Source organism: Rahnella sp. PD12R, assembly GCF_019200965.1.
GTDB lineage: Bacteria > Pseudomonadota > Gammaproteobacteria > Enterobacterales > Enterobacteriaceae > Rahnella > Rahnella laticis.
Window position 1 is genome coordinate 322,363 of sequence record NZ_JAHTMS010000001.1, and the last position, 26,896, is coordinate 349,258.

The window sequence follows — 26,896 nt, forward strand, 5'->3', positions numbered from 1 at the left end:
ACGCGGTTTTCCACCTCTCCATACGGCGCGATTTTTGAAAGCGGCCAATAGCTTATCTAAATTCAAAAACAGAGCGGCGTTTATCTTTTAAGAATGTAATCTGGCGTGCTCAAAAATCCTGCTGAACGGAGCGGCTTCGAGACCCCAGGCTCGAAGACCGAGCGAAGGAACCGCGCAGCGGCAGGGTTTTGCGCCACACACAGGAGTAACAGAACATGTCCATCGCTCCAGCGACAGCGCGTGTTGTAAAAAGACGCGGAGAGTCCAGAGAGGGGCCGTCCTGACCCTCTCTGGTCGGTTTCGGCGCCTGCCGTTGAGCGATCACCGCCATTGAAAAACCGAAACCGTCTCGATCAATTTTTAAATCAGAAAGTTTCACCATTTCCAAATGGCTCCCTCCCGATCACGGAATCCTCACTCTCCCTGTCGGCACCTGCCGGAAACTCCACCATACCTGTACGGTGTTAAACAGCACCAGAATCGCGGTCACGATAAATACCCAACGGAATCCGAACAGCGCGGAAGCGCTGGAACCTATCAGCGGCCCGACGACATTCCCGAGGTACATAAACGACTGGTTATATCCAAATATCCGGCCAGTGACCTGATCACTGCTGTATTTCACCAGCAACGCCTGCACCGCGGGCATTAACGCGCCATCGCCGAAACCGAGCATAAAACGCAGAACGCCGAGCTGGACGGGGGTTTTGATCAGTGCCATCAGGCAGAACAGCAGGAAGCAAAAGACCAGCGCGGCGATGAGTATCCGGTGCGCACCGATGCGGTCGCCGAGTTTACCCAGTTTGGGTGCCGCCAGTAATGCCGACACGCCGGGCACGGCGGCAATCACGCCACTGATAAACGCGATATTGCTGGTATCGGACGAAAGCTCACGGATAAACAGCGTCAGTATCGGGCTGATGGAACCGTTTGCCAGCTGGATCATCATGGTGGTGACGAACAGGCTGACAATCAGCCACGGGTAGGGAAGTGTGGTAAACACCGCTTTACCGCTCAGGCGGTTGGCTTTGGTGACCGGCACCACGCGCTCTTTGATCAGGAAAAGGGTGATCAGGAAACTGATAAACAACATGCCGCTGGTGACGAAAAACACGGTGCGCAGGCCGAGATGGTCAGCCATAAAACCGCCTAACAGCGGGCCGATAATGACACCTGAAACCTGACCGGTGGACAGCGTCCCCAGCGCCCAGCCGCTTTTGTCGCGCGGCACCTGCGAGGCCACCAGCGCCATCGCGTTCGGAATATAGCCGGACGTTAAACCCATCAGCGTGCGCAGGATGAAAAGCTGCCAGACGTTGGTCGCAAAACCCTGCAACATCATGACAATCGCCATGCCCAGTGCGGCGCGCAGCAACATGAGTTTGCGGCCCTTGCGGTCAGCGAGGCTGCCCCACAACGGCGCGACAATGGCGGAAACCAGGAAAGTCCCGCTGAACACCAGCCCTGACCACAAACTCAGGGATTCATGAGACGTAACACCCAGCTGTTCGATGTAAAGCGGTAAAAAAGGCAGGATCTGACTCATCGCCATGCCGGTGAAAAAGCACCCGAGCCAGACGGAGATTAAGTTTATTTTCCAGGTTTCCATGTTGCAGCGGTGTAGCCTTATGGACAAAAGAGAGTGAAAGTGAAAGAAGCATAGCAAGCTAATCCGGGGATTGGGACGCAAAAAGTGGGAAGCCATTCATCAGCTTTATAATTGATTATCCTGTATCAAAGTTTCGGATTAATACCGCAGATTATGCCGCCAGAAAGCGTCACTAAAGTTTGCATTTGTCACGCCCGGTTACAGGCCGGAAGCAGATAACTTCGCGCGGCACGGCGTTCTGTGCTAGTATCCGCACAACTGGCGCACTGCAGTTTGTGCCGAATCCTCGTGGTAATGCCTCATTTGCCTCGTCTGATCATCCATTCTTGAAACTGCACCGAACCCCGTTCGGGTTAGAGTGGACTGGAGCTTTTCCTTATATGTCATTTGATTCCCTCGGCTTAAGTGCCGAAATTTTGCGTGCTGTTGAAGAACAGGGCTATCGCGAACCTACGCCTATTCAGCGTCAGGCTATTCCTGTCGTGCTCGAAGGTCGTGACCTGATGGCGAGTGCGCAGACCGGTACCGGTAAAACCGCTGGTTTTACACTGCCACTGCTCAACATGCTCAGCCATACCAACGCGCAATTCAAAGGACGTCGCCCTGTTCGTGCGCTGATCCTGACCCCAACCCGTGAGCTGGCGGCGCAGATTGGCGAAAACGTACAGGCTTACAGCAAATACCTGACCCTGCGTTCGCTGGTCGTATTTGGTGGTGTGAGCATTAACCCGCAGATGATGAAACTGCGCGGTGGCGTGGATGTTCTGATCGCAACGCCGGGTCGTTTGCTGGATCTGGAACATCAGCGTGCTGTTGATTTATCTCAGGTTGAAATTCTGGTGCTTGATGAAGCTGACCGCATGCTGGATATGGGCTTCATCCATGATATCCGTCGCGTGCTGGCGAAACTGCCTGCCAAGCGTCAGAACCTGCTGTTCTCCGCGACGTTCTCTGATGAGATCAAAGGTCTGGCGAGCAAGTTGCTGACCAATCCTGCTTCTGTTGAAGTGGCCCGTCGCAACACCGCTTCTGCGCAAATTGAACAAAGCGTTCACTTTGTTGATAAGAAACGTAAAAGAGAATTGCTGTCTCAGATGATCGGTGAAGGCGACTGGAAACAGGTGCTGGTCTTTAACCGTACCAAGCATGGTGCGAACCATCTTGCTGAACAGCTGAACAAAGACGGCATTACTGCCGCAGCAATTCACGGCAACAAAAGTCAGGGCGCGCGTACCCGTGCGCTGGCTGATTTCAAAGCCGGTTCAATCCGTGTTCTGGTCGCCACTGACATCGCCGCGCGCGGTCTGGATATCGATCAGCTGCCACACGTTGTGAACTATGAACTGCCAAACGTACCGGAAGATTACGTTCACCGTATCGGCCGTACCGGTCGTGCAGAAGCCACCGGTGAAGCGATTTCTCTGGTGTGCGTGGATGAACACAAACTGCTGCGTGATATCGAGCGTCTGCTGAAACGTGAAATCCCGCGTATCGCGCTGGAAGGTTACGAGCCAGACCCGAGCATCAAAGCTGAGCCGATCATCAATGGTCGTCAGGGCAATGGTGGCGGCGGTCGTGGCGCGCCACGTCAGGGCCAGCGTCCGGGCGCACCGCGCTCTGGTGCTCCACGTTCCGGCGCTCCGCGTCAGGGCGGTAACGGTCAGCGTACCGGCAACGGCGGCACGTCGGAAAACCGCGGTTCCGGCGAAAACCGTCCGGCACGTTCGCGTCCTGCACACGCAGGCCAGCGTCGTACGGGTAACGGCGGCACCGGTAACAAATAAGATTTCAAAATCTGTATCGAAATCTGCATCAAACCGCCTTAACCGGCGGTTTTTTTTCGCCTGAAATCCGGCTAACGGATCACATACGCACAGCGGCGCGCGCCCTGTAAAATATGCTCAGTGCGTTCAACGTTCGCCTCCAGCACATCACGGAAGACATCCCGCTCGGCGCGGCAAAACCCCTGACAGGTCGTTGCGGCGGCGCAAATCGGGCAGTGGTTTTCGACAAACAGATAACAGCCGTCTTCCTGCAATGTCCAGTCCGCCATATACCCTTCGCGGGTGCGGATTGCCGTCAGCCGTTGCAGCCTTTCTTCCAGCGAATTCGCGCCTTTCATCGCCTGCCGGTAATTATCCAGCGTCTGGCTTTCACGCGATGTAATCAGCTGATCCAGTGCGGATTCGCCCAGCGACGTGCGGATAAGCTGAAGAAGTTGTACGGTCAGATCGGCGTGCGCGTCGGGAAAGTGCGCATGCCCTTTGGCGGTCAGTTGCCAGTATTGCGCCGGACGCCCGACGCCCTGTGACACGGCTTTCGCTTCCACCAGACCGTCTTTTGCCAGTTTTACAAATTGCTGCCGCGCCGCTTCGCCGGTCGTACCCAGCAGATGGCCCGCATCGCTGGCCTGCATTTCCCCGCGGGTTTTCAGCAGCGTCATTAAGCGCTCAGCGACGCTTTGCCGGACGTCATTTTTATTTTCCAAGTCGTTGCTTGACATATCGCCTCGCCGGGTTCTAGATTATGTAAAACATATTCCAAGTAATTTCTTGTTTTAATCATACCATAATCACAACGCGCTTCAATGTGCGGAAAACATAAACCAAAGGGACGAAGAGAAATGTCGGAAAGTCAGAGCGGCTGGAAGGATTTATTCAGTGCGGAAAACCGGGGAAGCGCCATCACCCTCAGCGCCGGCGTCGCGCTATACGCCACCAACAGCTACATCGTGATTACGATTTTGCCATCCGTTGTGCAGGATATCGGCGGGCTGGCGTGGTACGCGTGGAACACCACGCTTTACGTCGTCTGCTCGATTCTCGGTTCGGCGCTTTCTGCCCGGCTGATGCGAACCGCCGGACCGCGCGGCAGTTATCTTATGGCGACCGGTATTTTCATCGCCGGTGCTGCGCTTTGTACCGTTGCGCCGAGTATGCCGGTGCTGCTTATCGGGCGCGCCTTGCAGGGGCTGGGCGGCGGTTTCCTGTTCGCGCTGTCTTACGCGATGATAAATCTTCTGTTTAAAGAATCTCTCTGGCCCCGCGCGATGGCGCTGATCTCCGCGATGTGGGGGATTGCGACGCTGGTTGGCCCGGCGGTCGGCGGTATTTTTGCAGAGCTGCACGCGTGGCGCTGGGCGTTCGGTCTGCTTCTGCCGGTCACGTCATTATTTGGCTTGTGGGTCTGGCGGATCCTGCCTAAATCTCAGCGGGAGAAACAGCCGGAAGAACCGTTGCCGCTGATGCAACTGGCGCTGCTGACCGGCGCGGTGCTGGTGGTTTCGGCGGGCAGCCTGTCTTCGCACGGGCTGATTAATCTGCTCGGCTTTGTGATTGCGGTGGTGATGATCCTTATCCTGCGCCACCGTGAATTTACCGCCAATGTCAGGCTGTTGCCGCGTAACGCGCTGCGCCGTTCATCGCCGCTTTATGGCCTGTACCTGGTGATGTCGTTGCTGATTATCGGCCTGGGCTGCGAGCTGTTTGTGCCTTATCTGCTGCAACATTTGCACGGCCAGACGCCGCTGGCGGCCGGATATATTACTGCTGCCGCCGCTGCGGGCTGGACGTTAAGTGAAGTCGCCAGCTCAGGCTGGACGGGGCGTCGTGCAGATAATGCGATTGTTTCCGGCCCGCTGATTCTGGCTGTCGGCTTACTGTTATTGCTGTTCACCGTGCCGGTGGCTTTCGGAATGCCGTGGCTGAATATCAGCGGGGTAGTACTCGGGCTGACGCTGGCCGGTTTTGGCATCGGGCTGGGCTGGCCGCACCTGCTGACCCGTGTGCTGCAACAGGCACCGGAGGAAGATCGCGAAAAAGCCGGTGCGTCGATCACCGTCGTGCAGTCTTTCGCCTCTGCGCTGGGTGCCGCGCTGGCCGGAACGGTGGCTAACTTCTCCGGCGTGAATCAGGGCGATGCGGGCGCTGCCAATGCCGCGTTCTGGATGTTCCTGCTGTTCGCTGTTCCGGCGTTTCTGGCGGTGTGGATTGCCCTGCGTTCCGTGAGGGCGCGGCAAAGAAATGCGGGCGTGAATGAAACGTTAAGCACCGATTTGTCACAGGGATAATTGCCCGGAGGCGGGCCTTGCGGTAATCTTGCGCGTCATTTTTAAGGGTTGAACTGCGATGCGCGTATTACTGGCTCCGATGGAAGGTGTGCTTGATCCCCTGGTTCGTGAACTTCTCACTGAAGTGAACGACTACGATTTGTGCATCACTGAGTTTGTGCGTGTTGTGGATCAGCTGCTTCCCGTCAAAGTCTTCCACCGCCTGTGCCCGGAATTAGAACACGACAGCCGCACGCCTTCCGGCACGCGGGTTCGTGTACAGCTTCTCGGTCAGTATCCCGAATGGCTGGCCGAAAACGCCGCCCGCGCCACTGAACTGGGCTCTTACGGCGTGGATCTCAACTGCGGCTGTCCGTCGAAAATGGTTAACGGCAGCGGCGGCGGTGCCACGTTACTCAAAGACCCGGAGCTGATTTATCAGGGCGCTAAAGCCATGCGCGCCGCGGTGCCAGCGCATTTGCCGGTGACGGTAAAAGTACGTCTGGGTTGGGATTCTCTGGAGCGCAGTTTTGAAATCGCCGACGCCGTACAACAGGCGGGCGCGACAGAACTCACCGTACACGGACGCACCAAAGAAGACGGTTACAAACCTGAGCGGATTAACTGGCAGGCGATTGGCGAAATTCGTCAGCGGCTGAGCATTCCTGTGATTGCCAACGGTGAAATCTGGGATTACGCCAGCGGGCAGGCTTGCATGCAAACCACCGGCTGTGACGCGGTCATGATCGGGCGCGGCGCGCTGAATATTCCCAACCTCAGCCGCGTGGTGAAATACAACGAACCGCGCATGCCGTGGGCGGATGTGATGACGCTGTTGCAGAAATACACCCGTCTGGAAAAGCAGGGCGATACCGGTTTGTATCACGTTGCGCGTATCAAACAGTGGTTGAGTTATTTGCGTAAAGAGTACGAAGAGGCGACAGAGTTATTTACTGAAGTGCGCGTGCTGAAGACGTCGAAGGAAATCGCCGTACGCATCAACCGGTGACTGAATTCCATGCCTTCTCCACGCGGCAACGCTTAAAAATGGAGGAGTATCATGGACAATAAAGACATCGGCCTGAGTCACATAGCTTTTGCCGTTAAAGATCTCGACGCCAGTATCGCTTTCTATCAGCAATTTGCCGGAATGAAAGTCATCCACCGGCGCGGCGAAAAAGGCACCCCCGCCCGGCCTGTTGCCTGGCTCAGCGACATGACCCGCCACTTTGCCTTAGTCCTGGCAGAAGACCCGCATTCTACCGACACTCAGCTCGGCCCGTTCGGGCATCTCGGTATTGCCTGTGCCTCGAAAGAAGCGATGGACGCCAAACTTGCCGAGGCGCGTGATGCGGGCGTTCTGCGTCAGGAACCTACAGACTCCGGCGCGCCTGTCGGCTATTGGGCTTTTCTGGATGACCCCGATGGAAATACGCTCGAACTTTCCTTCGGGCAGGAAATCGGATATTTAATCGACCATCAGTAATTACCGGATAATCAATAATAAAAACGGGCAGGGATCTGAAACCCTGCCCGTTGTCGTCTGAACTCCCTTCAATCTTACGCAAGTGTTCACTAACTCGCCATTGCACGGTCTGCGGGTGGTTGTGACAGACTTTGTGACAAATAGATTTGAAAATTGCGAGTGCTAAGACTATTCCTGTCACTTATAATTCCCGCCGCTGTTCCGACATAACTTCATGACAACTTTCTTAAATACAGAGCAATGCATGTGAAAATCCGTCTTCTGGTTCTGAGCTTATTAGCCTTAAATACAGGCATGTTGTCTGCACCTGCCGCCTTCGCTGCAAAGCACGAGCAGGCCGTCGCCCCGATTGTTCAAATTGCTTCCGGCAGCGCCATGGTGGTGGATCTTAAAAGCCACGAAGTGATTTATTCCCGAAATCCGGATGAAGTGAGGCCGATTGCCTCCCTGACCAAACTGATGACCGCGATGGTGACGCTGGATGCGAATCTGCCGCTGGATGAAGTGATCAACGTTGATATCAGCAATACGCCTGAAATGCGTGGTGTGTTTTCCCGCGTAAAACTCAACAGTGAAATTACCCGCCGCCAGATGATTCAGCTGGCGCTGATGTCTTCCGAAAACCGTGCGGCAGCCAGCCTGGCGGCACATTATCCAGGGGGGTATTCGGCGTTTATCAACGCAATGAATGCCAAAGCGAAATCCCTCGGCATGACGCATACGCATTACGTGGAGCCGACCGGGCTTTCACCGCGTAACGTTTCCACGGCGCGCGATTTAACGCGATTGCTGCTGGCGTCCCAGCGCTATCCGCTGATCGGCCAGCTCAGTACCACGGCTGAGAAAACTGCGGTGTTCAGCCATCCTGCCTACGCACTGCCGTTCCGCAATACCAACCATCTGATCATGAATCCGTCGTGGAGCATTCAGCTGACCAAAACCGGTTATACCGACGTTGCCGGTCATTGTCTGGCGATGCGCACCACCATTAACGGCAAACCGGTGACGCTGGTGGTGATGGATGCGTTCGGGAAATTTACTGCCTTTGCGGATGCGAACCGTCTGCGCACCTGGATGGAGACCGGTAAAACCGTGCCTGTTCCGCAGATAGCGAAGAACTACCGCAAGCAGAAAGAGCAGCAGAAAACACAGCCATCGGTAGAAGAAGCCGACGATTAAATATCGCCTTTCTGCGACACGAATTATTTAGGGTATTTAGATTGTTCAAACTAAAAAGTCCGGCGCAGGTGCCGGACTTTTGTTTTATACGCAGACTGACGATTTTCAGAAAATCAGTTTAAACACCCCGGTCAGGGTCAGTAAGCCGACGATAAAGATGATGGCGATGATCCACAGAATAATTTTCATGTTTTCTCCTTATCACACCCTTTTGTCGTCATCAGCTAAGTTGGCTAAGCCAATGATTATTCCACTTTCAGTATAGCCAATCCTGCCATTTGCGCTTTTCCGCCAGTCTTAAACCGCGACGACCGCTCTCAGGCCGCATTCCGGGCTGGTGAGCGGTTTGCCCATTTGTGTGAACTGCGCCGCGCCGGTCATCGATGCCTGAGCCAGCACCACTGCGGCTGCGCCTTCAATATATGCCGCGTCGGCCGCTGCGGCGACAGTCTGCAAATATCCCGCTAAATCTCCCTGCTTAAACTTGTCCCAGGCCCCGGCTACCAGACGCATTTCCAGCGCGGCGTCGGGATGTTTTTCTGTCTGTTCAAACAGCTTCCGGGTCGGGCCGAGCGTAGTTTCCACCGCACATAACACCACTACTTTTCCGGCTGTTTTCATCGCGGCTTCGGCCAGCGCCTGATCAACGCGCAAAACCGGCACCTGCGTATTTTCAGCGGCGGCCGCGGCGGCTGCGCCCAGCGTTGAACAGGTAAGTAAAACGCGATCGCTGTCCTGACTCAGTGCCAGCAAAACCTGCGCCGTTTCTTCAAGAATTTCAGGCGTCAGCCCGCCAGCGTGTTCTGCGGCCGCCAGTAAATCCGGGCGGGAAATATGGCGGAATGCATGGTGATTCAGCCCCAGCTCCTGCGCTGCATTTTCAAAAACCGCGATGTTGCTGTCTGCCGTGTGTAAACAAGTGATGCGCATGGACGTCTCCGGAAAGTGTGATGACTCTACGTTAACGATTTTTGAGCTTCCCGTGGAGGCTTATTTGCCTGTAAAAATTTGTTAATTAGTGTACTAACTCAATGCAAAATAATTAACTTATTGATTTTAAATCGTTAAAATATGAACCCGTTGGTTCGAAATTTCTTACTTTCATCTAACATCTTCGTATAATCTCCGTCACAAATATAAACCCATGTCTGATGTGGGTAAGTCACCTCTCAATGTGCGTAAACAGGAGAATTATCGTGAAACGCAGACACTTTCTGACCTCGATGGCGGTGCTGTTATTCAGTACAGCCTTAAAGGTTAAAGCCAAAATTTTCTCCGGCGGTATGCCGTGGATTATCCATTCGGTTCGTCCGCCAAAACCCGTGGTTGCCGGGGAATGGACGTTCTTCACCGCCGCTGAAGTCAGCCTGATTGAAACGCTGGCTGACCGGATTATTCCGGCTGATGAGCTGAGCATCGGCGGGAAAGAGGCGGGCTGTGCGGTCTTTCTCGACCGTCAGCTGAGCGGCGATTATGGCAACGCGGTCACGACTTACCGCCTCGGGCCGGTGATTCAGGACGGTTTACCGCAGGCCGGCCCGCAATATAAAGATACGCCAGCCGAACGCTACCGGCTGGGGCTGGCCGCGCTGAACAGCGTGGCGAAAGCGCGTAATGGGGGCAAAAACTTTACCGAACTGACCGGTGACCAGCAGGATGATTTACTGCGCCGCGTGGAATCCGGCGAGATCCCGCTGACCGGCGTCAACGGCCAGCTGTTCTTCAATATGCTGGTGCAGAACATGCGCGAAGGCTTTTTCTCCGACCCGCTCTACGGCGGCAATAAAGACATGGCTGGCTGGAAAATGATTGGCTTCCCCGGCGCGCGGTATGACTTCCGTGATGTCATCGACCGCCGTGGCGAAGATCTGCATATCGAACCCGTCAGCATGCTGACCCAATACGAAAAATCATAAAAAACCGGCAACGCACGGGCTTTGATTATTGAGATTTTTTCAGGAGTACATGTCGTATGAGTAATAAAAGAGAGAAGGTCGATGCCGTGATTGTCGGCCTCGGCTGGGCGGGTTCGCTGATGGCCAATGAACTGACGCTGGCTGGCCTGAATGTGGTCGCCATTGAACGTGGTTCATGGCGCGATACCAGCAATGATTTCCCGACCACCATTGATACCGACGAACTGCGCTTCGTCAGCCGTCGCGCGATTATGCAGCCCACGGCGGTAGAAACCCTGACCTTCCGTAATAACCCGATACAGCAGGCGCTGCCGCTGCGCGAGTTTAATACTTATCAGTTTGGGATGAACGTCGGCGGGGCGGGCACGCACTGGAACGGCATGACCTGGCGCTTCCTGCCTTATGATTTCCAGAGCTACAGCCAGACGGTTGAACGCTACGGTAAAAACAAATTCCTCGAAGGAATGCAGGTTCAGGACTGGGGCGTGACGTTTGATGACGTTGAACCGTTCTACGATAAATTTGAACGTTACGCCGGGACGTCCGGGAAAGCCGGTAACATCAAAGGCGAAAAAATTGAAGGCGGCAACGTCTTCGAAGGCCCGCGCAGCCGGGATTATCCGCTGCCGCCGCTCAAGCGTACCCAGCTGTCGATGATTTTCGACAAAGCCACACGCGAGATGGGCTATCACCCGTTTGCGGTGCCGGCGGGCAATACGTCCGGCGCGTATACCAATCCGCTGGGCGTCAACATGGCGCCGTGCACATATTGCGGTTACTGCGAATTCTTCGGCTGCGGCAACTGGTCGAAGAGCAGCCCGAATGCCTGCATTTTGCCTGCGGTGATGCAGCGCCCTAATTTTACGGTGATCACTGAGTCTGAAGTGTTGCGCGTCAACAAAGCGCCGGACGGCAAAACCGCCACCGGCGTGACGTTCATTGGCAGCGACGGCGTGGTGTGGGAGCAACCGGCGGACATCGTGGTGATTTCTGCTTATCAGATGGATAACGTCCGCCTGATGCTCCTTTCCGGCATCGGCCAGCCTTACGACCATAAAACCGGTGAAGGCGTGGTCGGGCGTAACTATGCATACCAGACCATTTCCGGCGCAGGTTTCTTCTTCGAAGACGAAATGATGAATCCGTTCATCGGCGCAGGTGCGCTGTCACAGGCCATTGATGATTTCAACGGCGATAACTTTGATCACACCGGTCATGACTTTATCGGTGGCGGCGTGGCGCTGGTGCATTCCACCAACGGACGCCCGATCGGTTATTCCAACAATGTACCGCCCGGCACACCGCGCTGGGGCGCTGACTGGAAAAAAGCGGTCAAACACAGCTACCAGAACTACAACAATATTTATTGTATGGGCAACAGCTATCCGCACCGCGACGTGTTCCTCGATCTTGATCCGGAATACAAAGACCGCCACGGCCAGCCGCTGCTGCGCGTGACGTTCGACTGGATCGAAAACGACAAACGCTCAGCGAAATTCATGGCTGACCGCTCGGTTGAAATCGCGCATGCGATGGGGGCAAAAACCGTTGTGCGTCAGGAACCGACGGCTAAACCGTTCTCGCCAATGGATAACCTTTCTTCCCACACCACGGGCGGCGCCTGCATGGGCGACAACCCGAAAACCAGCGCGGTAAACCGCTATCTGCAAAGCTGGGATGTGCATAACGTCTTCGTTTGTGGCGCATCGGCATTTGCCAATAACGGCGGTTATAACCCGACCGGCACGGTGGGCGCGCTGACTTTATGGGCGGCAGAAGCGATTAAAACCCAATATCTGAAATCCCCTGGTCCGCTGGTGAGGGTTTAAGCATGAGAATGAAAAAAACGTTAGCGGTGATTGCCGGTGTGGTCGTCATCGGCGGGCTGGGTTTTGTCGGTGTAAAAATGGGGTACAACGCCAGCCAGTCTGGCGAATTTCAGGCACCCGAACCGGCGGCGATGACCGGTAAAACGGCCATCGAACGCGGTAAATATCTGGCGCTGGCAGGGGACTGCGTGGCCTGCCATACCGCGCCGGGCGGTGGCAAGCCGTTTGCCGGAGGCTATGGTCTGAACACGCCGTTCGGCACGATTTACGCCACCAATATCACGCCGGATAAAGAAACCGGCATCGGCGGCTGGACCGATCAGCAGTTCATTAATGCGGTGCGTAACGGCAAAGGGATCAACGGGGAAAACCTCTATCCGGCGATGCCTTATAACGTCTATGCCAAGGTCAGCGATCAGGATCTGAAAGACATCAAAGCGTACCTGAATACCGTGCCCGCAGTGCATTACGACGGGCCGAAAACCGATCTGCCGTTTCCGTATAACATCCGCCTGATGATGTTTGGCTGGAACCTGTTGTTCCTGAATACCGCTCCGTTTAAGGCCGATCCTGCGCAGTCAGCAGAATGGAACCGCGGCGCGTATCTGGTGGAAGGGCTGGGGCACTGCACATCGTGTCATACGGCGAAAAATCCGCTGGGGGGCGATAACTTTGGGGTGCATTTGCAGGGCGGAGAACTTCAGGGCTGGTTTGCGCCGGAAATCACCGGGAATGTCCGTCAGGGGCTGGGTGACTGGAGCAACGATGAAATTGTTCAGTACCTGAAAACCGGCGCGAACGCCCGTACCGTGGCCTCCGGCCCGATGGCGGAAGCGGTGACAAATTCGCTGCAACACCTGTCGGATTCCGATCTTCATGCCATTGCGGTTTACCTGAAAAGCTTACCGGGCAGCAAAGATGAGTCTGTCCCGCTGGCAGCAGATTCAGCCATGGCAAATGGCAAAGCGCTGTATGCCGATAACTGTGCGGCTTGTCATCAGAATTCCGGTGAAGGTGTGCGCAATATGGTGCCCGCGCTGAAAGGCAACAACGGCGTTCAGGCCAGCCAGCCGACGAATATTCTGCATGTGCTGATGAACGGTGCGCAGGGTGCCGCGACGCTCAGCAACCCGACCAGCGCGGATATGCCGGAGTTTGGCTGGAAAATGACGGATCAGCAAATGGCCGATGTCAGTACTTACATCCGCAATGCGTGGGGAAACCAGGCGCCTGCGGTCAGTAAAGACGATGTGGCGAAGGCGAGGAAAACTCAGGACGGCGCGGCGGCGTTGCATAACCCTGCACCGTAAAAAAACCTGAGCGTTTCATCAGGAGTCCCCGTAACGGAGCCGCGTAAGCGGCTCTTTTATTTGGTATTTATTCATTTTATCAATGCAATTCCATAAGACATAGATTCATAAATAATCACACCCTGAACGAGAAAGAAATTGATTTGAGGTGTTAATTTATACAGTGCAGACTGACCGAAGATTAAGGATGCCTAAACAAGGATTAGCTTACGTGAGGGATAACACATCATGTTTCAGCTCAGGATGCCAGATTGCTGGCCAGTCAACCCGATGCTCTATCTGCCCGGTGCCCTGACAGTACCGGAAGACTTTAAGGGAGAATGGATTATGGAAGCGTTAATGCAAAGCCAGATTAACAGTATCGAAAAGCAGGGAATCAAAAACGGTGAGGAAATCGCGGGCCTTAATTTGCGGATGGGAAAGGTTGAACAGCAAGTTGTTCAGCTTACAGAGGTCGTTACGGATACCAATCTCCGTGTGGGAAAACTCGAACACCAGATGGTCACACTCACCGATGCGGTGACGGATATCGGCGTTCGCGTGGGAAAAACGGAGGAAAGTATTATTCGCATCGATAAGCATCTGGTCAGGATTGATGAACATCTGGTGCGAATTGACGATCATCTCGTTCTCATTGATAAGAAATTTGACCTGGTAGATGAGCGCTTTGACAAAATGGATGCACGATTTAATTCCGTGGAGTCGCAGCTGGCGGTTATTCAGTCGAATTACATGACCAAGGATATTTTCCACATCTATATTACAAAACAGACCCATTGGATCATGGGCATGATGGTGGCACTGGCTGGTGTGGTGTTTACCGCTGCCCGCTATATCCACTAATCTTCAGGGAAATTCCATTCTCCGCCATCAACATCCTCTGCAACAGGGGATGTTGTGCCGCCAGCAAACCGCTTAATAACGGCTATAATATAAACAGGCTGCCACCTTCTTGTTGCCCTTGTAACATTTATCAAACGGGCATTCCCGAAGGTTTATCATCGTACGCCGCTGGCGGCTTTCGGCGCACAAGGGGGTGTTTCATGGGTAATCATGTCTGGGGACTGTTATCTCATCCAGGTCCCGAATTGCAGCAAATCCAGCGTGAACGGGAAACCGTTTCACATGTTTATTCCCACCATGTTTTTCTGATGGCGCTGATTCCGGTTGTCTGTTCCTTTATCGGGACAACGCAGCTGGGCTGGAATTTCGGTGACGGCCAGAAGCTGATGGTTTCCATGTTCACCGCGTCCTACATCGCTGTAATTTTCTATGTTCTGATGCTCGCCGCTGTTGCTCTGATGGGGCGAATTATCTACTGGATGGCGCGTCGTTATGACAGCCGCCCGACACTCAACAGTTGTATCGTGTTTGCCGGTTACGTTGCCACGCCGATGTTCCTCAGCGGGATCGTTGCGCTTTATCCGATGGTCTGGTTATGCCTGTTTGTCGGGCTGATTGGCCTTTGCTACAGCGGATATCTGCTGTACCTCGGTATTCCAAACTTCCTCAACATTGACCACCGCGAGGGGTTCCTGTTCTCCAGCTCGACGCTGGCGATGGGGGTTCTGGTTCTTGAGTTGTTACTCGCACTGACCGTGCTGATGTGGGGTTATGGAACGAAATTGTTCTAACCAATGAGATGAGGTCGGAGTGACGTAGTATCCCTCCCCTGAAAAGGGGAGGGTTGGTCAGAAGCCCTTCACAGCGTTACTCCTGCCAGTTTTTCAGCTTACTGGTTTTGCCGATCCCCGGGTTAAAGCTGTTGGTCGGGTCGGCCTGCCGGTAAAATTCCTTCAGATGCGGTTTCGCAAGATAGAGATGTCCCACGTTGTGTTCCGCAGGATATTCAGCACCTTTGGCATCCAGCAATTCAAGCATGCGGTGTTTCAGCGCCTTACTGTTCGCGCCTTTTTTGACGATGTAATCCTGATGGAAAACGTGGCACATAAAGTGGCCGTAATAGAGTTTTGCCACCAGCTGATTATCGATATCCTCCGGCAACGTTTCAAACCAGTCGCGATCGTTTCGGCGCAGTGCGATATCCAGCGCCAGAATGTCTTCCACTTCTTTCTCATGCACGGCGTGATAACGAACGGCGGCACCCGCTGCAGCGAACCGGTGCAGAAACGCTTTTTTGCCTTCGTCGGCGGAACAGATAAAGAAATCGCCCTGATTTTCGCTGAAGAAACGGGTCAGGAACGTTCTGGCTTCATCAATTCCGGGGCCGGACATTTTCAGCAATAAGTGATGTTCAAACCGGTCGCGATATTGTTTCATGCGCGGCGGTAAATGGTTCGGCAACGCTTTACTCAGGCACTGCATTACGCGGTCGCTGAAATGTTTCGGCAGGAAAGGCACCTTGCTGGCGTGTGCGTCAAACTTTCCTTTGACGGTAAACATATCCGGCATTTTGTCTGTACCGAGCTTGTCGATCATCAGGAACGTATCTTTACCGTACACTTCGGTGATATCGAAAATATCCCGGTGCATGTATTCGCCTGCCACCGGCAGGTTTGCGAAATCCCGCAGGATCTGACGACGTAATTCGGTGAGCACCGCCGTGTCGTTAGTGCCGATGTAGAAAACCTGCTGCTGGGTTTCTGCCGGGAAAGTATCGAGACGAACGGCGAAAACCGCCAGCTTCCCGGCACAGCCCGAGGCTTCAAACAAACGGCGCTCATCGGCGTTAAAGCGTGATGGCGTATCGGCATCCACTTCGCGGACACGCGCCGCGTAATCATGGTCCGAAGCCAGTCGCTGATCGTGCAGAATATCAGCTTCGAGATAATCGCCTTTTTCCAGCCGTGTCAGAATCTCTTCCGGCGTCTCACCCAGATTGATCCCCAGATGGTTTATCAGCCGGAGTTCTCCCTGCGCATCAATCTGCGCATACAACGCCATTTCCGTATAAGCCGGACCACGTTTCACCAGTGAACCGCCGGAATTGTTGCAAATCCCGCCGACGACGGAGGCACCAATGCAGGATGAACCGATGACCGAATGCGGCTCGCGGTTATACGGCTTGAGAATTTTTTCGAGCTTATACAACGTGCTGCCGGGGAAACCGATCACCTGATGGCCGCCGTCGAGCAGCTGGATCTGATCGAGTTTCAGGGTGCTGAAAATGACGATGTCGCGGTCATAATCGTCACCGCTCGGCGTCGAACCTTCGGTCAGCCCCGTATTGGCGGCCTGCATGATGACAATTTTGTCGGCCGCGATGCAGGCTTTAAGCAGTTGCCATTGTTGAAGTAATGTTTGCGGGAATACCACCGCCAGCGCCTTGCCGCCGCCGGAGCGAAACCCCTTGCGGTAGCGCTCGGTATTGCTGTCGCCGGTCAGGACATGGCGGCTTCCGGCGATTTCTTTCAGCGTGGTGATGAGTGACTGATTATCCATTTCATCTTCCTTTTTTTGACGTAGGCTCTGCAATCATAGACTTAAATGCCACATAACAGGCTACACATCATTCAGGATAATTACCGAGGGATTTCTCTTAAGTTGCTACATTTTTGTCATATGCTGTCCACTAAATCGTCATTGATGTGTCACAAAACTCGCGCTTAATGAACGCCAGATAACGATAGCAACCGAGAGACAGCATCATGGCGCAAGCTCAACTTAAGCTGGCACAGGCTGAATATCCTCAGGCCGGGCAGCAACATCTGAACAAAGTGCTGGACGTGAAAGGCCTGGTGAAATCCTATAAATCAGGTCAGCGTGTTCTTAATGACATCAATTTCGATCTTCACGCCGGTGAATTTGTTGCGGTCATTGGCCGTTCCGGTGCCGGGAAATCGACTCTGCTGCACGTGCTTAACGGCACAATCCCGTTAACCGACGGCAGTGTGGTGTGTCATTACGAAAACGGTGAGCAGCAGCAACTGGCGGGGCTGACCGGCAAGGCGCTGCGTCGCTGGCGTTCGGGCTGCGGCATGATTTTCCAGGACTTCTGCCTGGTTCCGCGTCTGGACGTGTTAACCAACGTGTTGCTGGGGCGTCTGAGCCACACCTCCACGTTTAAATCCTTCTTTAATCAGTTCGATGATGAAGACCGCGCCCGCGCGATTTCCCTGCTGGAATGGTTGCACATGTTGCCGCATGCGCTGCAACGTGCTGAAAACCTTTCAGGTGGTCAGATGCAGCGTGTCGCTATTTGTCGCGCCCTGATGCAAAACCCGAAAATTTTACTGGCCGATGAACCGGTTGCCTCGCTGGATCCTAAAAATACCCTGCGCATCATGAATGCCCTGAAAAAGGTCAGCGAAGAGAACATCGCGGTGATGGTTAACCTACATTCCGTAGAACTGGTGAAAGATTACTGCACCCGCGTGATCGGCATTGCGAAAGGGCAGATTATCTTTGATGGTCATCCGGATCAGTTAACCGACGGGATCTTGCAGCAGTTATATGGTGAAGAACACGACGTTAATTCCTGATGCTCACGCGTTGTTATGAATGTTTTAATAAATAAAGTCCGTATTTTATTTCGGAAATAAATTTTAGCCGTACTTATTTTCACTTTCTCTCAATCTACACAAGGTCATCATTAAATGAAGAAGTTATTACGTCTGGCGGTCTTTGTTGCAGGTTCCCTTACCGCAATGCACAGCATGGCAGAAGATGCGCCTAAAGAATTGAATTTAGGTATTTTGGGTGGTCAGAACGCCACACAGCAAATCGGCGATAATCAGTGTGTAAAAGATTTCTTCGATAAAGAATTAAATGTGGATACCAAACTGCGTAATTCATCCGATTACTCAGGTGTTATTCAGGGATTATTAGGTAAGAAAGTCGACATGGTATTAAGCATGTCGCCTTCTTCTTTCGCGTCTGTGTATATTAATAACCCGAAAGCGGTGGATCTGGTCGGTATCGTAATCGATGACACTGATAAATCCCGCGGTTATCACTCCGTTGTTGTCGTCAAAGCGGACAGCCCGTACCAGAAATTGTCTGACCTGAAAGGCAAATCATTTGGCTTTGCTGACCCGGATTCCACGTCCGGTTACCTGATCCCGAACCAGACTTTCAAGAAAGAGTTTGGCGGTACGACGGATAACAAATACAACAACTTCTTCTCCAGTGTGACTTTCTCCGGTGGCCACGAGCAGGATATCCTCGGTGTGCTGAACGGTCAGTTTGAAGGCGCGGTAACCTGGGCTTCCATGATTGGCGATCGCGAAACCGGGTACACCTCCGGCGCGTTCAACCGCATGATCCGCATGGACCATCCGGATCTGATGAAGAAAATCCGCATTATCTGGGAATCCCCGTTAATTCCTAACGGTCCGATTTTGGTTCGCAGCGATTTGCCACCGGCATTTAAAGCGAAGCTGGTTTCAGCCATTAAGAAACTGGATAAAGACGATCATGCTTGCTTCGTTAAAGCCGTTGGCGGTAAACAGCATATCGGTGAAACGTCTCTGGCGGAATATCAGCAGATTATTGATATGAAGCGTGAATTGACGAAGGGCGGTCGCTAATTCTTAGCTCCCTCCCCTGCGAAGGGGAGGGTTGGGGTGGGGTATTAATGGCAATTCAGTAAGCGAATGATTTTATCATTATTGTCGTTTGTAATACCCCCTCCTGACCTCCCCCTTCGCAGGAGGAGGAATAATGATTACCTGAAACCGGAAATATTATTTTGAATAAAGACTTCAATCGTTATTACCAGAATATACGCGGTAAGCAAAAGCGCGAGGCGCTGATCTGGTCAGGGCTGATGCTGCTGTTATATTTATGGTCTGGCAATGTTTCCGAACTTAATCTGAAAACTATTATTGTTTCAGCTCCCAGCTTTTTTGATTATATCGGTCAGACGGTTCCAGTACTGCACTGGTCATTATTATTCGCAGACGGACACACCGAAGGTTCTCTGGCTTACTGGGGATACCGTCTCAATATTCAGTTACCGCTGATTTGGGAAACTATTCAGCTGGCATTGTCTTCAACGATTTTGTCTACCGCGCTGGCCGTTATTCTGGCGTTTCTCGCCGCCAGCAATACGGATTCCCCAAAATGGGTGAAATTCAGTATCCGCACGTTTGTGGCCTTCCTGCGAACCATGCCTGAACTGGCCTGGGCCGTGATGTGCGTAATGGCGTTTGGCGTCGGGGCGATCCCGGGCTTTATCGCGCTGACCTTACACACCGTCGGCAGCCTGACAAAATTGTTCTACGAATCTATCGAAACCGCGTCGGACAAACCGGTGCGCGGCCTGAGAGCCTGCGGAGCAGGGCGCTTGCAGCGCATGCGCTTCGCTATGTGGCCTCAGGTTAAACCTATCTTTTTATCCTACAGTTTTATGCGCCTGGAAATTAACTTTCGCCAGTCAACCATCCTCGGCCTGGTGGGCGCAGGCGGGATTGGTCAGGAACTGATGACGTCCATCAAGCTCGACCGCTATGACCAGGTCAGCATGACGTTGCTGCTGATTATTCTGGTGGTTTCCGGGATGGATTATCTGTCGGGTAAATTACGCAAACGCGTGGTGGAGGGCACTTTCTGATGTTAACTGACGCGCTTGAACCTCATGTTATTGCCGGTCTGAAACAGCAGCATGCGCATCTGTTTTCCGCACAACGTCGTTACCTGCGTTATCTGGCAATTCTGGCTGTCGTGATTGCGTTGTATTACGTCTATTTCTTCAGCTATTTCGGTATTCCGTGGAGCGAAGTGGTACGCGGCACCCGCGAAGTCGGGCGTTATTTCCTGCGCATGTTCGTGTGGCACAACGTTTCCGAATGGCCGTTTATGTATTACTTCTCGCAGATTGCGATCACGCTGGCGATTGTGTTTGCCGGGACGGTCACCGCCTCTTTCCTCGCACTGCCGCTGTCTTTTCTTGCGGCGCGAAATGTGATGTCCACGCCGGTTCTCCGGCCGGTTTCACTGGTGATCCGCCGTATTCTGGACGTGCTTCGCGGCCTGGATATGGCGATCTGGGGGCTGATTTTTGTCCGCGCGGTGGGCATGGGGCCGCTGGCCGGCGTGCTGGCAATTGTGATGCAGGATTTAGGCTTACTCGGCAAGCTTTATGCAGAAGGCCACGAAGCAGTCGAACGCTCACCCAGCCGCGGCCTGCGGGCGCTGGGTGCATCTCCACTACAGACGCACCGTTTTGGCATTTTCACGCAGTCTTTCCCGACGTTTCTGGCGCTGTCGCTGTATCAGATTGAGTCCAACACCCGTTCTGCTGCCGTTCTCGGTTTTGTGGGCGCGGGCGGTATCGGTCTGGTTTATGCGGAAAATATGCGGTTGTGGAACTGGGATGTGGTGATGTTTATCACACTGATTCTGGTCGCTATCGTCATGACGATGGACAAGATTTCAGCGATGCTGCGCGCCAAATATATTCTGGGTGAAGAGATTGATCTGTTTGTGCCGGAAGAGCGGAAAATGAAGCCGCCGGTCGAATTGTATAAGCCCTGATTCGGACCGGTCTTAAAACTAAAAAGGCGGTATCCACCGGATGCCGCCTTTTGTTATAAACGGGCAACAGAAATATTACTCGTCAAAATACCAGTAACCCTGATTCACCAGATCGGTGAACACGGCCATGAACGCCGGATCCTGCACGGCATCGCCCAGCTCTTTTTTACCGATCAGCATGAAACGGCAAAGCGCATCCGCCGCCTGATGTTGATCGGTTTCCAGCGCTTCACTGTTGACGAAGAAACGGTCGCCGACGTTCAGCACGCGCAGACCGCTCAGACGGGTCAGGCTGTCGCCCTGCATCAGTGCATCCACGATTTCGTGGGTTTCATAGGGCGGTTCGGCGTGCGCGATGTCCAGCTCATGGCGCGGCGTGGTTGCAAAACGTCCGAACCACTGTCTGAACGCTTCCGGCTGATTGATCAGGTCATGCATCATATTGCGCACGCGATCCAGCTCGTATTCTTCTACTTTGCCCACATGATCGCGCAGCGCTAAATCCGGGTCGCTGTAGTGGTCGCCACCTAAATCATTTTCCAGCGCGTAATCGGCAAAGCTGCTGATGAAGTCGCGGGTATTCGGGCCACGGAAACCGACGGAATAGTTGAGCGCGGTTTCATGGGTAAAACCGTCGTGCGGGAAGCCCGGCGGAATGTACAGAATGTCGCCCGGCTCGAGATCTTCATCGATGATCGGCGTAAACGGATCGACATGCAGCAACGCCGGATGCGGGCAGAACTGGCGCATCGGCAAGGCATCGCCCACGCGCCAGCGACGGCTGCCCATTCCCTGAATGATAAACACATCGTACTGATCGATATGCGGGCCAACGCCGCCGCCGGGCACGGAATAGGAGATCATCAGATCATCCAGACGCCAGTCCGGCAGCACGCGGAACGGGCGAACCAGTTCAGCCGCGGGCAGATGCCAGTGGTTCACCGCCTGGGCCAGCAGCGACCAGCCGGTTTCACCCAGCCCGTCGAAATGCTCAAAAGGCCCGTTGCTCGCCTGCCATTCACCATTTTTATGGCTCACCAGACGGCTGTCCACTTCAGGTTCCATCGCAAGGCCGGCTAATTCATCGGGAGTGATCGGATCGACAAAGTTTGTAAATGCTTTTTTTAATACAACAGGTTGTTTCTGCCAGTATTTTTCTAAAAATTCCGGCCAGTCCAGATTGAGTTCATACGCCATGTGATTTACCAGTGGGAAGACAAACGGGCCTGATTATAGAGAGGCTGGCGGGTATGCCGCTTTGTCATTAATCAAGGGATCACAAAAGACCGGCGGAGGGAGGGAATTTCCCTCTCCGGGCGGAGAGGGAAGTGTTACGGGAAAGTGCAGACGGGTATTAAGACTTCGCGGCAAGCACCACCAGTTTTTGGTTCACAAACTCTTTGATCCCCAGATCTGACAGCTCGCGGCCAAAACCGGAGCGTTTTACCCCGCCGAAAGGCAGCTCGGCGGCGGTATCTGTCGGTGAATTGACGTACACCATCCCGGTTTCAATCTGGCTTGCCAGCTTACGGGCGCGGTTGAGATCGGTCGTGAATACCGAACCGCCCAGGCCGTAGTGCGAGTCGTTGGCCAGTTTCACCAGTTCCTCGTCGTTTTTGACGATATACACCTGCGCAACCGGGCCGAAAAACTCCTCGAAGTAAGCCGGATTATCACGCGTGATGTGCGTGAGGATCGTCGGCTCGAAGAAGTTGCCCGGATTTCCCGCCACTTTCTTGCCACCGAAATGCAGTTTTGCACCGTGCTTCACGGCGTCATCCACCTGTTTGCTCAGCGTTTTCACCGCGTCGGCTGAAGACAACGGCCCAAGCGTGGTGGATTTATCCAGCGGGTCGCCGATTTTAAGTGCCTTAAAGTGTTCAGTGAATTTTTTCAGGAATTCATCGGCCACTTTTTCATGAATGATAAAGCGCTTGGCGGCGGTACAAACCTGCCCGGCGTTGGAAACACGCGCCTGAGCACCGGCTTTGGCGGCGTGATCAATATCGGCATCATCCAGCACTGCGAAAACGTCATTCCCGCCCAGTTCGAGCGTGGATTTTTTCAGTTTACCGGCTGCACGCGCCGCCACAATCGCCCCGGCTTTTTCCGAACCGGTCAGTGCGACGCCCTGAACGCGATCGTCATCAATGATTGATGCGACCTGATCCTGCGAAATAAACAGATTGGTATAGGCACCTTTTGGCGCACCGGCTTCAGAAACCAGTTTCTCAAACGTTTCTGCGCAATGCGGCACGATGCTGGCGTGTTTTACCAGCACGCTGTTACCGGACGCGAGATTCGGCGCAAGCACGCGCATCAGCTGATAGAACGGGAAGTTCCACGGCTCGACGGCCATGATCACACCAATCGGGTGATGCTCGACCCAGGCTTCGCCGAGGTCAGATTTATACGGCACAGGTTTGAGAAATTCCTCTGCGTTTTCCGCGTAGAATTTCGCAATATCCGCGCAAATCTGTACTTCGCCACGGCTCTGACCGATGAGTTTTCCCATCTCCACGCTGACCACTTCTGCCAGTTCATCGACCCGCGAAGCCATCAGCTCGGACAATTTATGCAGCACTTTGATCCGCTGTTTGATATCTCCCTGTGCCCAGTCGGATTTATACAGGGCATGCGCGGTGGACAACGCTTCTTCAACCTGCTTGTCGTTATGCGTCTGATATTCTTTGATGAGTTTGTTATTGAAAGGATTTATCGTCTGATATGGCATCTGTTGCTCCTTGTTTTGTGGCGCGCCGGATAAGGTCATCAGCGCGTTGGAATTGAGGTGCGTTCGATTTACTGCCCCGGGTCTGCTTCTTAACGCTTGTTTCGTCACACTGCCAATAAGCATAGTCGATAAAACGTGAACCCTGTCTCACAGACATCTCATGCAACACATGCGTTTCGGGCTTTTTAGCGGCGTGCGCACAGGCCTTGCCATCCGCGGGCTGCCGCCTGTCTCTAAGAACAATCGCCTTTACTCAACTTTGCGGTGAAAGGGCTTTCGAATTGTTTTCAGCAAGCGATTGATAAATTTGCCGCTCACTTTTATGCTGGCTTTCCTTCCTTTTCCGACATTGAGAAACTCATGAAGCTTGATGCGATCCCTTTTTGCACGACCGACTGGAACGACGTGACGCCCACCCAACATCCGGGCGATGTCGGGATGGCGCTGTGGCGCACACAGAAATTTGGCGATATCCGCGTGCGGGTCGTCGAATATTCCGCAGGATACGAGGCCGATCACTGGTGCAGTAAAGGGCATGTGCTGTTTTGCCTGGAAGGGGAATTGCACACGCGCCTGGAAGATGGCCGCACCTTTACCCTCTCGCCGGGCATGAGTTATCAGGTGGCGGATAATGCGGAAGCGCACCGTTCCTCAACCCCGGTCGGGGCTAAATTGTTTGTCGTTGATTAGTCGTACACAGAAAAATCGCCGCCAGCGTGAGGCTGGCGACAAGGAGCAGCAGGTGAGTAAATTACGGGTAGGCATCATTTTTGGCGGCAAATCGGCTGAGCACGAAGTGTCATTACAATCGGCAAAAAATATTGTGGATGCCATTGATAAAGAACGTTTTGACGTGACGTTGCTGGGCATTGATAAGAAAGGCGAGTGGCATATTAACGATGCCAGTAACTACCTGATTAATGCTGAAAATCCGTCGCTGATTGCCCTGAATAGCTCGAATAATCAGGTCGCGCTCATTCCGGGGCAGACTGAAAATCAGCTGATTGAAACGCACAGTTCCAGCGCATTGTCGCAGGTGGATGTAATCTTCCCGATTGTTCACGGAACGCTGGGCGAAGATGGTTCATTACAGGGGCTGCTGCGCATGGCAAACATTGCGTTCGCAGGTTCCGGCGTATTGGGTTCGGCCGTCAGCATGGATAAAGATGTGACCAAGCGACTGTTGCGCGACGCGGGTTTGTCCGTTGCGCCTTTTGTCACCCTGACCCGTGCAAATCGTCAGAAATATACGTTCGCTGAAGTTTATAAGCAGCTCGGTTTACCGCTGTTTATCAAACCTGCTAATCAGGGATCGTCCGTTGGTGTCAGCAAAGTGAGTGACGAAGCGGGTTTCCTGAGTGCACTGGAAAAAGCGTTCAGCTTCGACCACAAAGTGCTGGTGGAGTCCGCGATTAAAGGCCGTGAAATCGAATGCGCGGTACTCGGCAACGATTATCCGCAGGCCAGCGTATGCGGCGAAGTCATCCTGCACGACGAGTTTTATTCCTACGACACCAAGTACATTAATGAAGCCGGCGCATCGATTGCCGTTCCCGCCGATTTGCCGCAGGAGACGCATGACCGCATTCGTGCCATCGCATTGCAGGCATTTCAGGTGCTGGAATGCCGGGGCATGGCGCGCGTCGATGTGTTCCTGACAGAACAGGGTGACGTCGTTATCAATGAAATCAACACGCTGCCGGGCTTTACCAACATCAGCATGTACCCGAAACTGTGGGCGGCCAGCGGTTTAAATTACAGTGATCTGATCACGCGCCTGATCGAACTGGCGCTGGAGCAACACGAGCAGGATAACCAGCTTAAAAGCTCAGCGAACTGATTTGTAAGATGTGCTGTAAAAGAAAAGCAGGGAGAAATCCCTGTCTGGGGGGATCAATTCAAAAATCTCCTCAAATCGCAGACACGAAAAAGGCGGCAAACGCCGCCTCTTCTGCTTACTGCTGATGACTCTTATTTGTACAGTTCAGCTGTACCGTACAGATGGTTGTCACCGGATGCACCGATGATGCGGTATGAACTTGCACCGGCTTCACTGGCTTTTGCATTCAGTTTGTTCTGCAGGCTGGATAAATCGTTACCTGAAGATGCGCTTACCACACCGATTGCTTGCTGACCGGTTGGTGCAGACTGAACTTCAGTCGCTGCCAGAGTCGAGAATGAAGCAGTGGCCAGTGCGATGGCGGCGAGAGTCATAGTGATATTTTTCATGATAGTTTCCTCGATTTCGTTTATCTGAGCTTTGCCAGGCGTTGTCATCAACGTTCATTTAATGTGCAAAGCTATCTTCTGTCCGATACAACATCTAGCTTATTAATCGTTAACTAAATGCCGCTTAACCCTTTATCAAATCGTACTTCGTGCTTATTTATACAGCTCAGCAGTACCGTACAGGTGGTTTTCACCTGAAGCACCGATGATGCGGTATGAACTTGCACCGGCTTCGTTTGCTTTAGCGTTCAGCTTGTTTTGCAGGCTGGACAAATCATTGCTTGAAGAAGCACTTACCACACCGATTGCCTGTTGGCCTTCTGGTGCAGACTGAACTTCAGTCGCTGCCAGAGTTGAGAATGAAGCGGTAGCAAGGGCGATTGCAGCTAATGTCATAGTGATGTTTTTCATGATTTCTTCCTGTTTTAATCTGTTTATCAGCAGGTGGTTTAGGTCAGACGTTATTTGTTAACGTTCGATAATTAAATCTTAGACCGGGATCACATTCTGTGCAACTTAATTATTTATTAATCGTTAACTAATTGTGCGGAACAATCTGCTAACCCATGTCTCTGTGCTTATTTGTACAGCTCAGCAGTACCGTACATGTGGTTTTCACCAGAAGCACCGATGATGCGGTATGAGGTTGCGCCGGCTTCAGTCGCTTTTGCATTCAGTTTTGACTGCAAAGTCGTCAGGTTACCGTTTGAAGAAGCGCTGATAGTCCCGATGGTTTGTGCACCTGCCGGAGCGGACTGAACTTCAGTTGCTGACAGAGCAGAGAAAGAAGCGGTAGCGAGTGTCAGGGCAGCGATTGTCATTGCGATAGTTTTCATGATTTGTATTCCTGTTCATTAATTTTTGTCTGGGGTGACGTTTTCGGCAGCCCCGTTATTCGGTCAACGTTATTTATTACTTAACGTTCGATAAGTAAATGGTAAAGGGTGTTGAGAGTTTGTGCAAGATGTTTTTTTAATGAATGTTAACTTATTGTGCTGTGACGAATATCACATCAAAACGCATTGTTGTTTTTGTTTTGTTAAATTTATGTTTTTAAAATGATTCGCCTGTCAGATAGAGTTCGGGCTTATCCAATATTGTGCTGAATGAATCTTTAAT

At 53.1% G+C, this 26,896-nt stretch carries 26 protein-coding genes; 16 read left to right on the forward strand and 10 right to left on the reverse strand.

Features of this window, described 5'->3' with window-relative positions; genetic code table 11:
• Nucleotides 1-109: 109 nt before the first annotated feature.
• Together KWG64_RS01565 and mdtG are read right to left on the reverse strand one after the other, a co-directional pair.
• Nucleotides 110-382: a hypothetical protein gene (locus KWG64_RS01565; protein ID WP_218520713.1), complete on the reverse strand. Its 273-nt coding sequence runs from the start codon at nucleotides 380-382 to the stop codon at nucleotides 110-112.
• Between the two features lie 21 nt (nucleotides 383-403).
• Complete coding sequence (gene mdtG, locus KWG64_RS01570; protein ID WP_195814126.1) at nucleotides 404-1,609, reverse strand: multidrug efflux MFS transporter MdtG; 1,206 nt, start codon at nucleotides 1,607-1,609, stop codon at nucleotides 404-406.
• Nucleotides 1,610-1,989: 380 nt separating this feature from the next.
• On the opposite strand from mdtG, the gene rhlE reads away from it, so the two are divergent.
• Nucleotides 1,990-3,393, forward strand: coding sequence for an ATP-dependent RNA helicase RhlE (gene rhlE, locus KWG64_RS01575; protein ID WP_195814125.1), 1,404 nt, complete (start codon nucleotides 1,990-1,992; stop codon nucleotides 3,391-3,393).
• Between the two features lie 71 nt (nucleotides 3,394-3,464).
• Here the strand turns inward: rhlE and KWG64_RS01580 are convergent, their stop codons facing one another.
• Nucleotides 3,465-4,112 carry a metalloregulator ArsR/SmtB family transcription factor gene (locus KWG64_RS01580; RefSeq protein WP_218520714.1) on the reverse strand — a complete coding sequence of 216 codons (648 nt, stop codon included), beginning with the start codon at nucleotides 4,110-4,112 and terminating at the stop codon, nucleotides 3,465-3,467.
• A 120-nt stretch (nucleotides 4,113-4,232) separates the two neighbouring features.
• On the opposite strand from KWG64_RS01580, the gene KWG64_RS01585 reads away from it, so the two are divergent.
• From KWG64_RS01585 to pbpG, 4 genes are all read left to right on the forward strand, one after another.
• A complete protein-coding gene (locus KWG64_RS01585; protein ID WP_195814124.1) occupies nucleotides 4,233-5,678 on the forward strand; it encodes an MFS transporter in 1,446 nt (481 codons plus the stop codon).
• 58 nt (nucleotides 5,679-5,736) lie between these two features.
• A complete protein-coding gene (gene dusC, locus KWG64_RS01590) occupies nucleotides 5,737-6,666 on the forward strand; it encodes a tRNA dihydrouridine(16) synthase DusC (RefSeq protein ID WP_218520715.1) in 930 nt (309 codons plus the stop codon).
• A gap of 51 nt (nucleotides 6,667-6,717) precedes the next feature.
• Nucleotides 6,718-7,143 carry a VOC family protein gene (locus KWG64_RS01595; protein WP_218520716.1) on the forward strand — a complete coding sequence of 142 codons (426 nt, stop codon included), beginning with the start codon at nucleotides 6,718-6,720 and terminating at the stop codon, nucleotides 7,141-7,143.
• A 240-nt stretch (nucleotides 7,144-7,383) separates the two neighbouring features.
• Nucleotides 7,384-8,322 (forward strand): D-alanyl-D-alanine endopeptidase, encoded by a 939-nt coding sequence (gene pbpG / locus KWG64_RS01600; RefSeq protein WP_195823477.1) that lies wholly within the window; start codon nucleotides 7,384-7,386, stop codon nucleotides 8,320-8,322.
• A 297-nt stretch (nucleotides 8,323-8,619) separates the two neighbouring features.
• Here pbpG and KWG64_RS01605 read toward each other — a convergent pair whose 3' ends face one another.
• A complete protein-coding gene (locus tag KWG64_RS01605) occupies nucleotides 8,620-9,252 on the reverse strand; it encodes an aspartate/glutamate racemase family protein (RefSeq protein ID WP_218520717.1) in 633 nt (210 codons plus the stop codon).
• 266 nt (nucleotides 9,253-9,518) lie between these two features.
• Here KWG64_RS01605 and KWG64_RS01610 point away from each other — a divergent pair, with 266 nt between their 5' ends.
• The 5 genes from KWG64_RS01610 (at nucleotide 9,519) to KWG64_RS01630 (ending at nucleotide 15,011) form a co-directional block, all read left to right on the forward strand.
• Entirely contained in the window at nucleotides 9,519-10,238 is a 720-nt protein-coding gene (locus tag KWG64_RS01610) for a gluconate 2-dehydrogenase subunit 3 family protein (RefSeq protein WP_195814119.1), read from the forward strand.
• A 56-nt stretch (nucleotides 10,239-10,294) separates the two neighbouring features.
• A complete protein-coding gene (locus KWG64_RS01615) occupies nucleotides 10,295-12,067 on the forward strand; it encodes a GMC family oxidoreductase (RefSeq protein ID WP_152325501.1) in 1,773 nt (590 codons plus the stop codon).
• 2 nt (nucleotides 12,068-12,069) lie between these two features.
• A complete protein-coding gene (locus tag KWG64_RS01620; protein ID WP_218520718.1) occupies nucleotides 12,070-13,377 on the forward strand; it encodes a cytochrome c in 1,308 nt (435 codons plus the stop codon).
• Nucleotides 13,378-13,605: 228 nt separating this feature from the next.
• Complete coding sequence (locus KWG64_RS01625) at nucleotides 13,606-14,220, forward strand: hypothetical protein (RefSeq protein WP_218520719.1); 615 nt, start codon at nucleotides 13,606-13,608, stop codon at nucleotides 14,218-14,220.
• A 200-nt stretch (nucleotides 14,221-14,420) separates the two neighbouring features.
• Complete coding sequence (locus KWG64_RS01630; protein ID WP_152325503.1) at nucleotides 14,421-15,011, forward strand: Yip1 family protein; 591 nt, start codon at nucleotides 14,421-14,423, stop codon at nucleotides 15,009-15,011.
• 76 nt (nucleotides 15,012-15,087) lie between these two features.
• Here KWG64_RS01630 and dld read toward each other — a convergent pair whose 3' ends face one another.
• The gene (gene dld, locus KWG64_RS01635; RefSeq protein ID WP_218520720.1) at nucleotides 15,088-16,779 is read right to left on the reverse strand and encodes a D-lactate dehydrogenase; all 1,692 of its coding nucleotides are present in this window, start codon (nucleotides 16,777-16,779) and stop codon (nucleotides 15,088-15,090) included.
• Nucleotides 16,780-16,985: 206 nt separating this feature from the next.
• Here dld and phnC point away from each other — a divergent pair, with 206 nt between their 5' ends.
• The 4 genes from phnC (at nucleotide 16,986) to phnE (KWG64_RS01655) (ending at nucleotide 20,814) form a co-directional block, all read left to right on the forward strand.
• Nucleotides 16,986-17,819 carry a phosphonate ABC transporter ATP-binding protein gene (phnC, locus tag KWG64_RS01640; RefSeq protein ID WP_195814115.1) on the forward strand — a complete coding sequence of 278 codons (834 nt, stop codon included), beginning with the start codon at nucleotides 16,986-16,988 and terminating at the stop codon, nucleotides 17,817-17,819.
• 114 nt (nucleotides 17,820-17,933) lie between these two features.
• Nucleotides 17,934-18,866, forward strand: coding sequence for a phosphonate ABC transporter substrate-binding protein (gene phnD, locus KWG64_RS01645; protein WP_015698041.1), 933 nt, complete (start codon nucleotides 17,934-17,936; stop codon nucleotides 18,864-18,866).
• Between the two features lie 161 nt (nucleotides 18,867-19,027).
• Complete coding sequence (gene phnE / locus KWG64_RS01650; RefSeq protein WP_218520721.1) at nucleotides 19,028-19,891, forward strand: phosphonate ABC transporter, permease protein PhnE; 864 nt, start codon at nucleotides 19,028-19,030, stop codon at nucleotides 19,889-19,891.
• Nucleotides 19,891-20,814, forward strand: coding sequence for a phosphonate ABC transporter, permease protein PhnE (gene phnE, locus KWG64_RS01655; RefSeq protein ID WP_218520722.1), 924 nt, complete (start codon nucleotides 19,891-19,893; stop codon nucleotides 20,812-20,814). The genes phnE (KWG64_RS01650) and phnE (KWG64_RS01655) overlap by 1 nt, the downstream gene beginning before the upstream one ends.
• 75 nt (nucleotides 20,815-20,889) lie before the next feature.
• Here the strand turns inward: phnE (KWG64_RS01655) and KWG64_RS01660 are convergent, their stop codons facing one another.
• Entirely contained in the window at nucleotides 20,890-22,011 is a 1,122-nt protein-coding gene (locus KWG64_RS01660; RefSeq protein ID WP_218520723.1) for a cupin domain-containing protein, read from the reverse strand.
• Nucleotides 22,012-22,168: 157 nt separating this feature from the next.
• Nucleotides 22,169-23,548, reverse strand: a complete 1,380-nt coding sequence (locus tag KWG64_RS01665; protein WP_195814112.1) for an NAD-dependent succinate-semialdehyde dehydrogenase — start codon at nucleotides 23,546-23,548, stop codon at nucleotides 22,169-22,171.
• Between the two features lie 360 nt (nucleotides 23,549-23,908).
• Here KWG64_RS01665 and KWG64_RS01670 point away from each other — a divergent pair, with 360 nt between their 5' ends.
• Nucleotides 23,909-24,238, forward strand: coding sequence for a DHCW motif cupin fold protein (locus KWG64_RS01670; RefSeq protein WP_101077302.1), 330 nt, complete (start codon nucleotides 23,909-23,911; stop codon nucleotides 24,236-24,238).
• 52 nt (nucleotides 24,239-24,290) lie between these two features.
• Nucleotides 24,291-25,388 (forward strand): D-alanine--D-alanine ligase, encoded by a 1,098-nt coding sequence (ddlA, locus tag KWG64_RS01675; protein ID WP_218520724.1) that lies wholly within the window; start codon nucleotides 24,291-24,293, stop codon nucleotides 25,386-25,388.
• A gap of 131 nt (nucleotides 25,389-25,519) precedes the next feature.
• Here ddlA and KWG64_RS01680 read toward each other — a convergent pair whose 3' ends face one another.
• From KWG64_RS01680 to KWG64_RS01690, 3 genes are all read right to left on the reverse strand, one after another.
• Entirely contained in the window at nucleotides 25,520-25,777 is a 258-nt protein-coding gene (locus KWG64_RS01680; protein WP_218520725.1) for a DUF1471 domain-containing protein, read from the reverse strand.
• Between the two features lie 153 nt (nucleotides 25,778-25,930).
• The gene (locus KWG64_RS01685; RefSeq protein ID WP_013576350.1) at nucleotides 25,931-26,188 is read right to left on the reverse strand and encodes a YdgH/BhsA/McbA-like domain containing protein; all 258 of its coding nucleotides are present in this window, start codon (nucleotides 26,186-26,188) and stop codon (nucleotides 25,931-25,933) included.
• Between the two features lie 167 nt (nucleotides 26,189-26,355).
• Nucleotides 26,356-26,613 carry a YdgH/BhsA/McbA-like domain containing protein gene (locus tag KWG64_RS01690; RefSeq protein WP_195814106.1) on the reverse strand — a complete coding sequence of 86 codons (258 nt, stop codon included), beginning with the start codon at nucleotides 26,611-26,613 and terminating at the stop codon, nucleotides 26,356-26,358.
• Nucleotides 26,614-26,896 lie beyond the last annotated feature (283 nt).

Bases quoted from the DNA above. Each gene is read 5' to 3' on its own strand.
- mdtG (WP_195814126.1), bottom strand. From the start codon at position 1,609: ATGGAAACCTGGAAAATAAACTTAATCTCCGTCTGGCTCGGGTGCTTT.
- phnE (WP_218520722.1), top strand. From the start codon at position 19,891: ATGTTAACTGACGCGCTTGAACCTCATGTTATTGCCGGTCTGAAACAG.
- dld (WP_218520720.1), bottom strand. From the start codon at position 16,779: ATGGATAATCAGTCACTCATCACCACGCTGAAAGAAATCGCCGGAAGC.
- phnD (WP_015698041.1), top strand. From the start codon at position 17,934: ATGAAGAAGTTATTACGTCTGGCGGTCTTTGTTGCAGGTTCCCTTACC.
- rhlE (WP_195814125.1), top strand. From the start codon at position 1,990: ATGTCATTTGATTCCCTCGGCTTAAGTGCCGAAATTTTGCGTGCTGTT.
- KWG64_RS01625 (WP_218520719.1), top strand. From the start codon at position 13,606: ATGTTTCAGCTCAGGATGCCAGATTGCTGGCCAGTCAACCCGATGCTC.
- dusC (WP_218520715.1), top strand. From the start codon at position 5,737: ATGCGCGTATTACTGGCTCCGATGGAAGGTGTGCTTGATCCCCTGGTT.
- phnC (WP_195814115.1), top strand. From the start codon at position 16,986: ATGGCGCAAGCTCAACTTAAGCTGGCACAGGCTGAATATCCTCAGGCC.
- KWG64_RS01670 (WP_101077302.1), top strand. From the start codon at position 23,909: ATGAAGCTTGATGCGATCCCTTTTTGCACGACCGACTGGAACGACGTG.
- KWG64_RS01595 (WP_218520716.1), top strand. From the start codon at position 6,718: ATGGACAATAAAGACATCGGCCTGAGTCACATAGCTTTTGCCGTTAAA.
- KWG64_RS01685 (WP_013576350.1), bottom strand. From the start codon at position 26,188: ATGAAAAACATCACTATGACATTAGCTGCAATCGCCCTTGCTACCGCT.
- KWG64_RS01605 (WP_218520717.1), bottom strand. From the start codon at position 9,252: ATGCGCATCACTTGTTTACACACGGCAGACAGCAACATCGCGGTTTTT.
- KWG64_RS01580 (WP_218520714.1), bottom strand. From the start codon at position 4,112: ATGTCAAGCAACGACTTGGAAAATAAAAATGACGTCCGGCAAAGCGTC.
- KWG64_RS01565 (WP_218520713.1), bottom strand. From the start codon at position 382: ATGGTGAAACTTTCTGATTTAAAAATTGATCGAGACGGTTTCGGTTTT.
- KWG64_RS01615 (WP_152325501.1), top strand. From the start codon at position 10,295: ATGAGTAATAAAAGAGAGAAGGTCGATGCCGTGATTGTCGGCCTCGGC.
- KWG64_RS01660 (WP_218520723.1), bottom strand. From the start codon at position 22,011: ATGGCGTATGAACTCAATCTGGACTGGCCGGAATTTTTAGAAAAATAC.
- KWG64_RS01665 (WP_195814112.1), bottom strand. From the start codon at position 23,548: ATGCCATATCAGACGATAAATCCTTTCAATAACAAACTCATCAAAGAA.
- KWG64_RS01690 (WP_195814106.1), bottom strand. From the start codon at position 26,613: ATGAAAACTATCGCAATGACAATCGCTGCCCTGACACTCGCTACCGCT.
- KWG64_RS01680 (WP_218520725.1), bottom strand. From the start codon at position 25,777: ATGAAAAATATCACTATGACTCTCGCCGCCATCGCACTGGCCACTGCT.
- KWG64_RS01585 (WP_195814124.1), top strand. From the start codon at position 4,233: ATGTCGGAAAGTCAGAGCGGCTGGAAGGATTTATTCAGTGCGGAAAAC.
- KWG64_RS01620 (WP_218520718.1), top strand. From the start codon at position 12,070: ATGAGAATGAAAAAAACGTTAGCGGTGATTGCCGGTGTGGTCGTCATC.
- KWG64_RS01630 (WP_152325503.1), top strand. From the start codon at position 14,421: ATGGGTAATCATGTCTGGGGACTGTTATCTCATCCAGGTCCCGAATTG.
- pbpG (WP_195823477.1), top strand. From the start codon at position 7,384: ATGCATGTGAAAATCCGTCTTCTGGTTCTGAGCTTATTAGCCTTAAAT.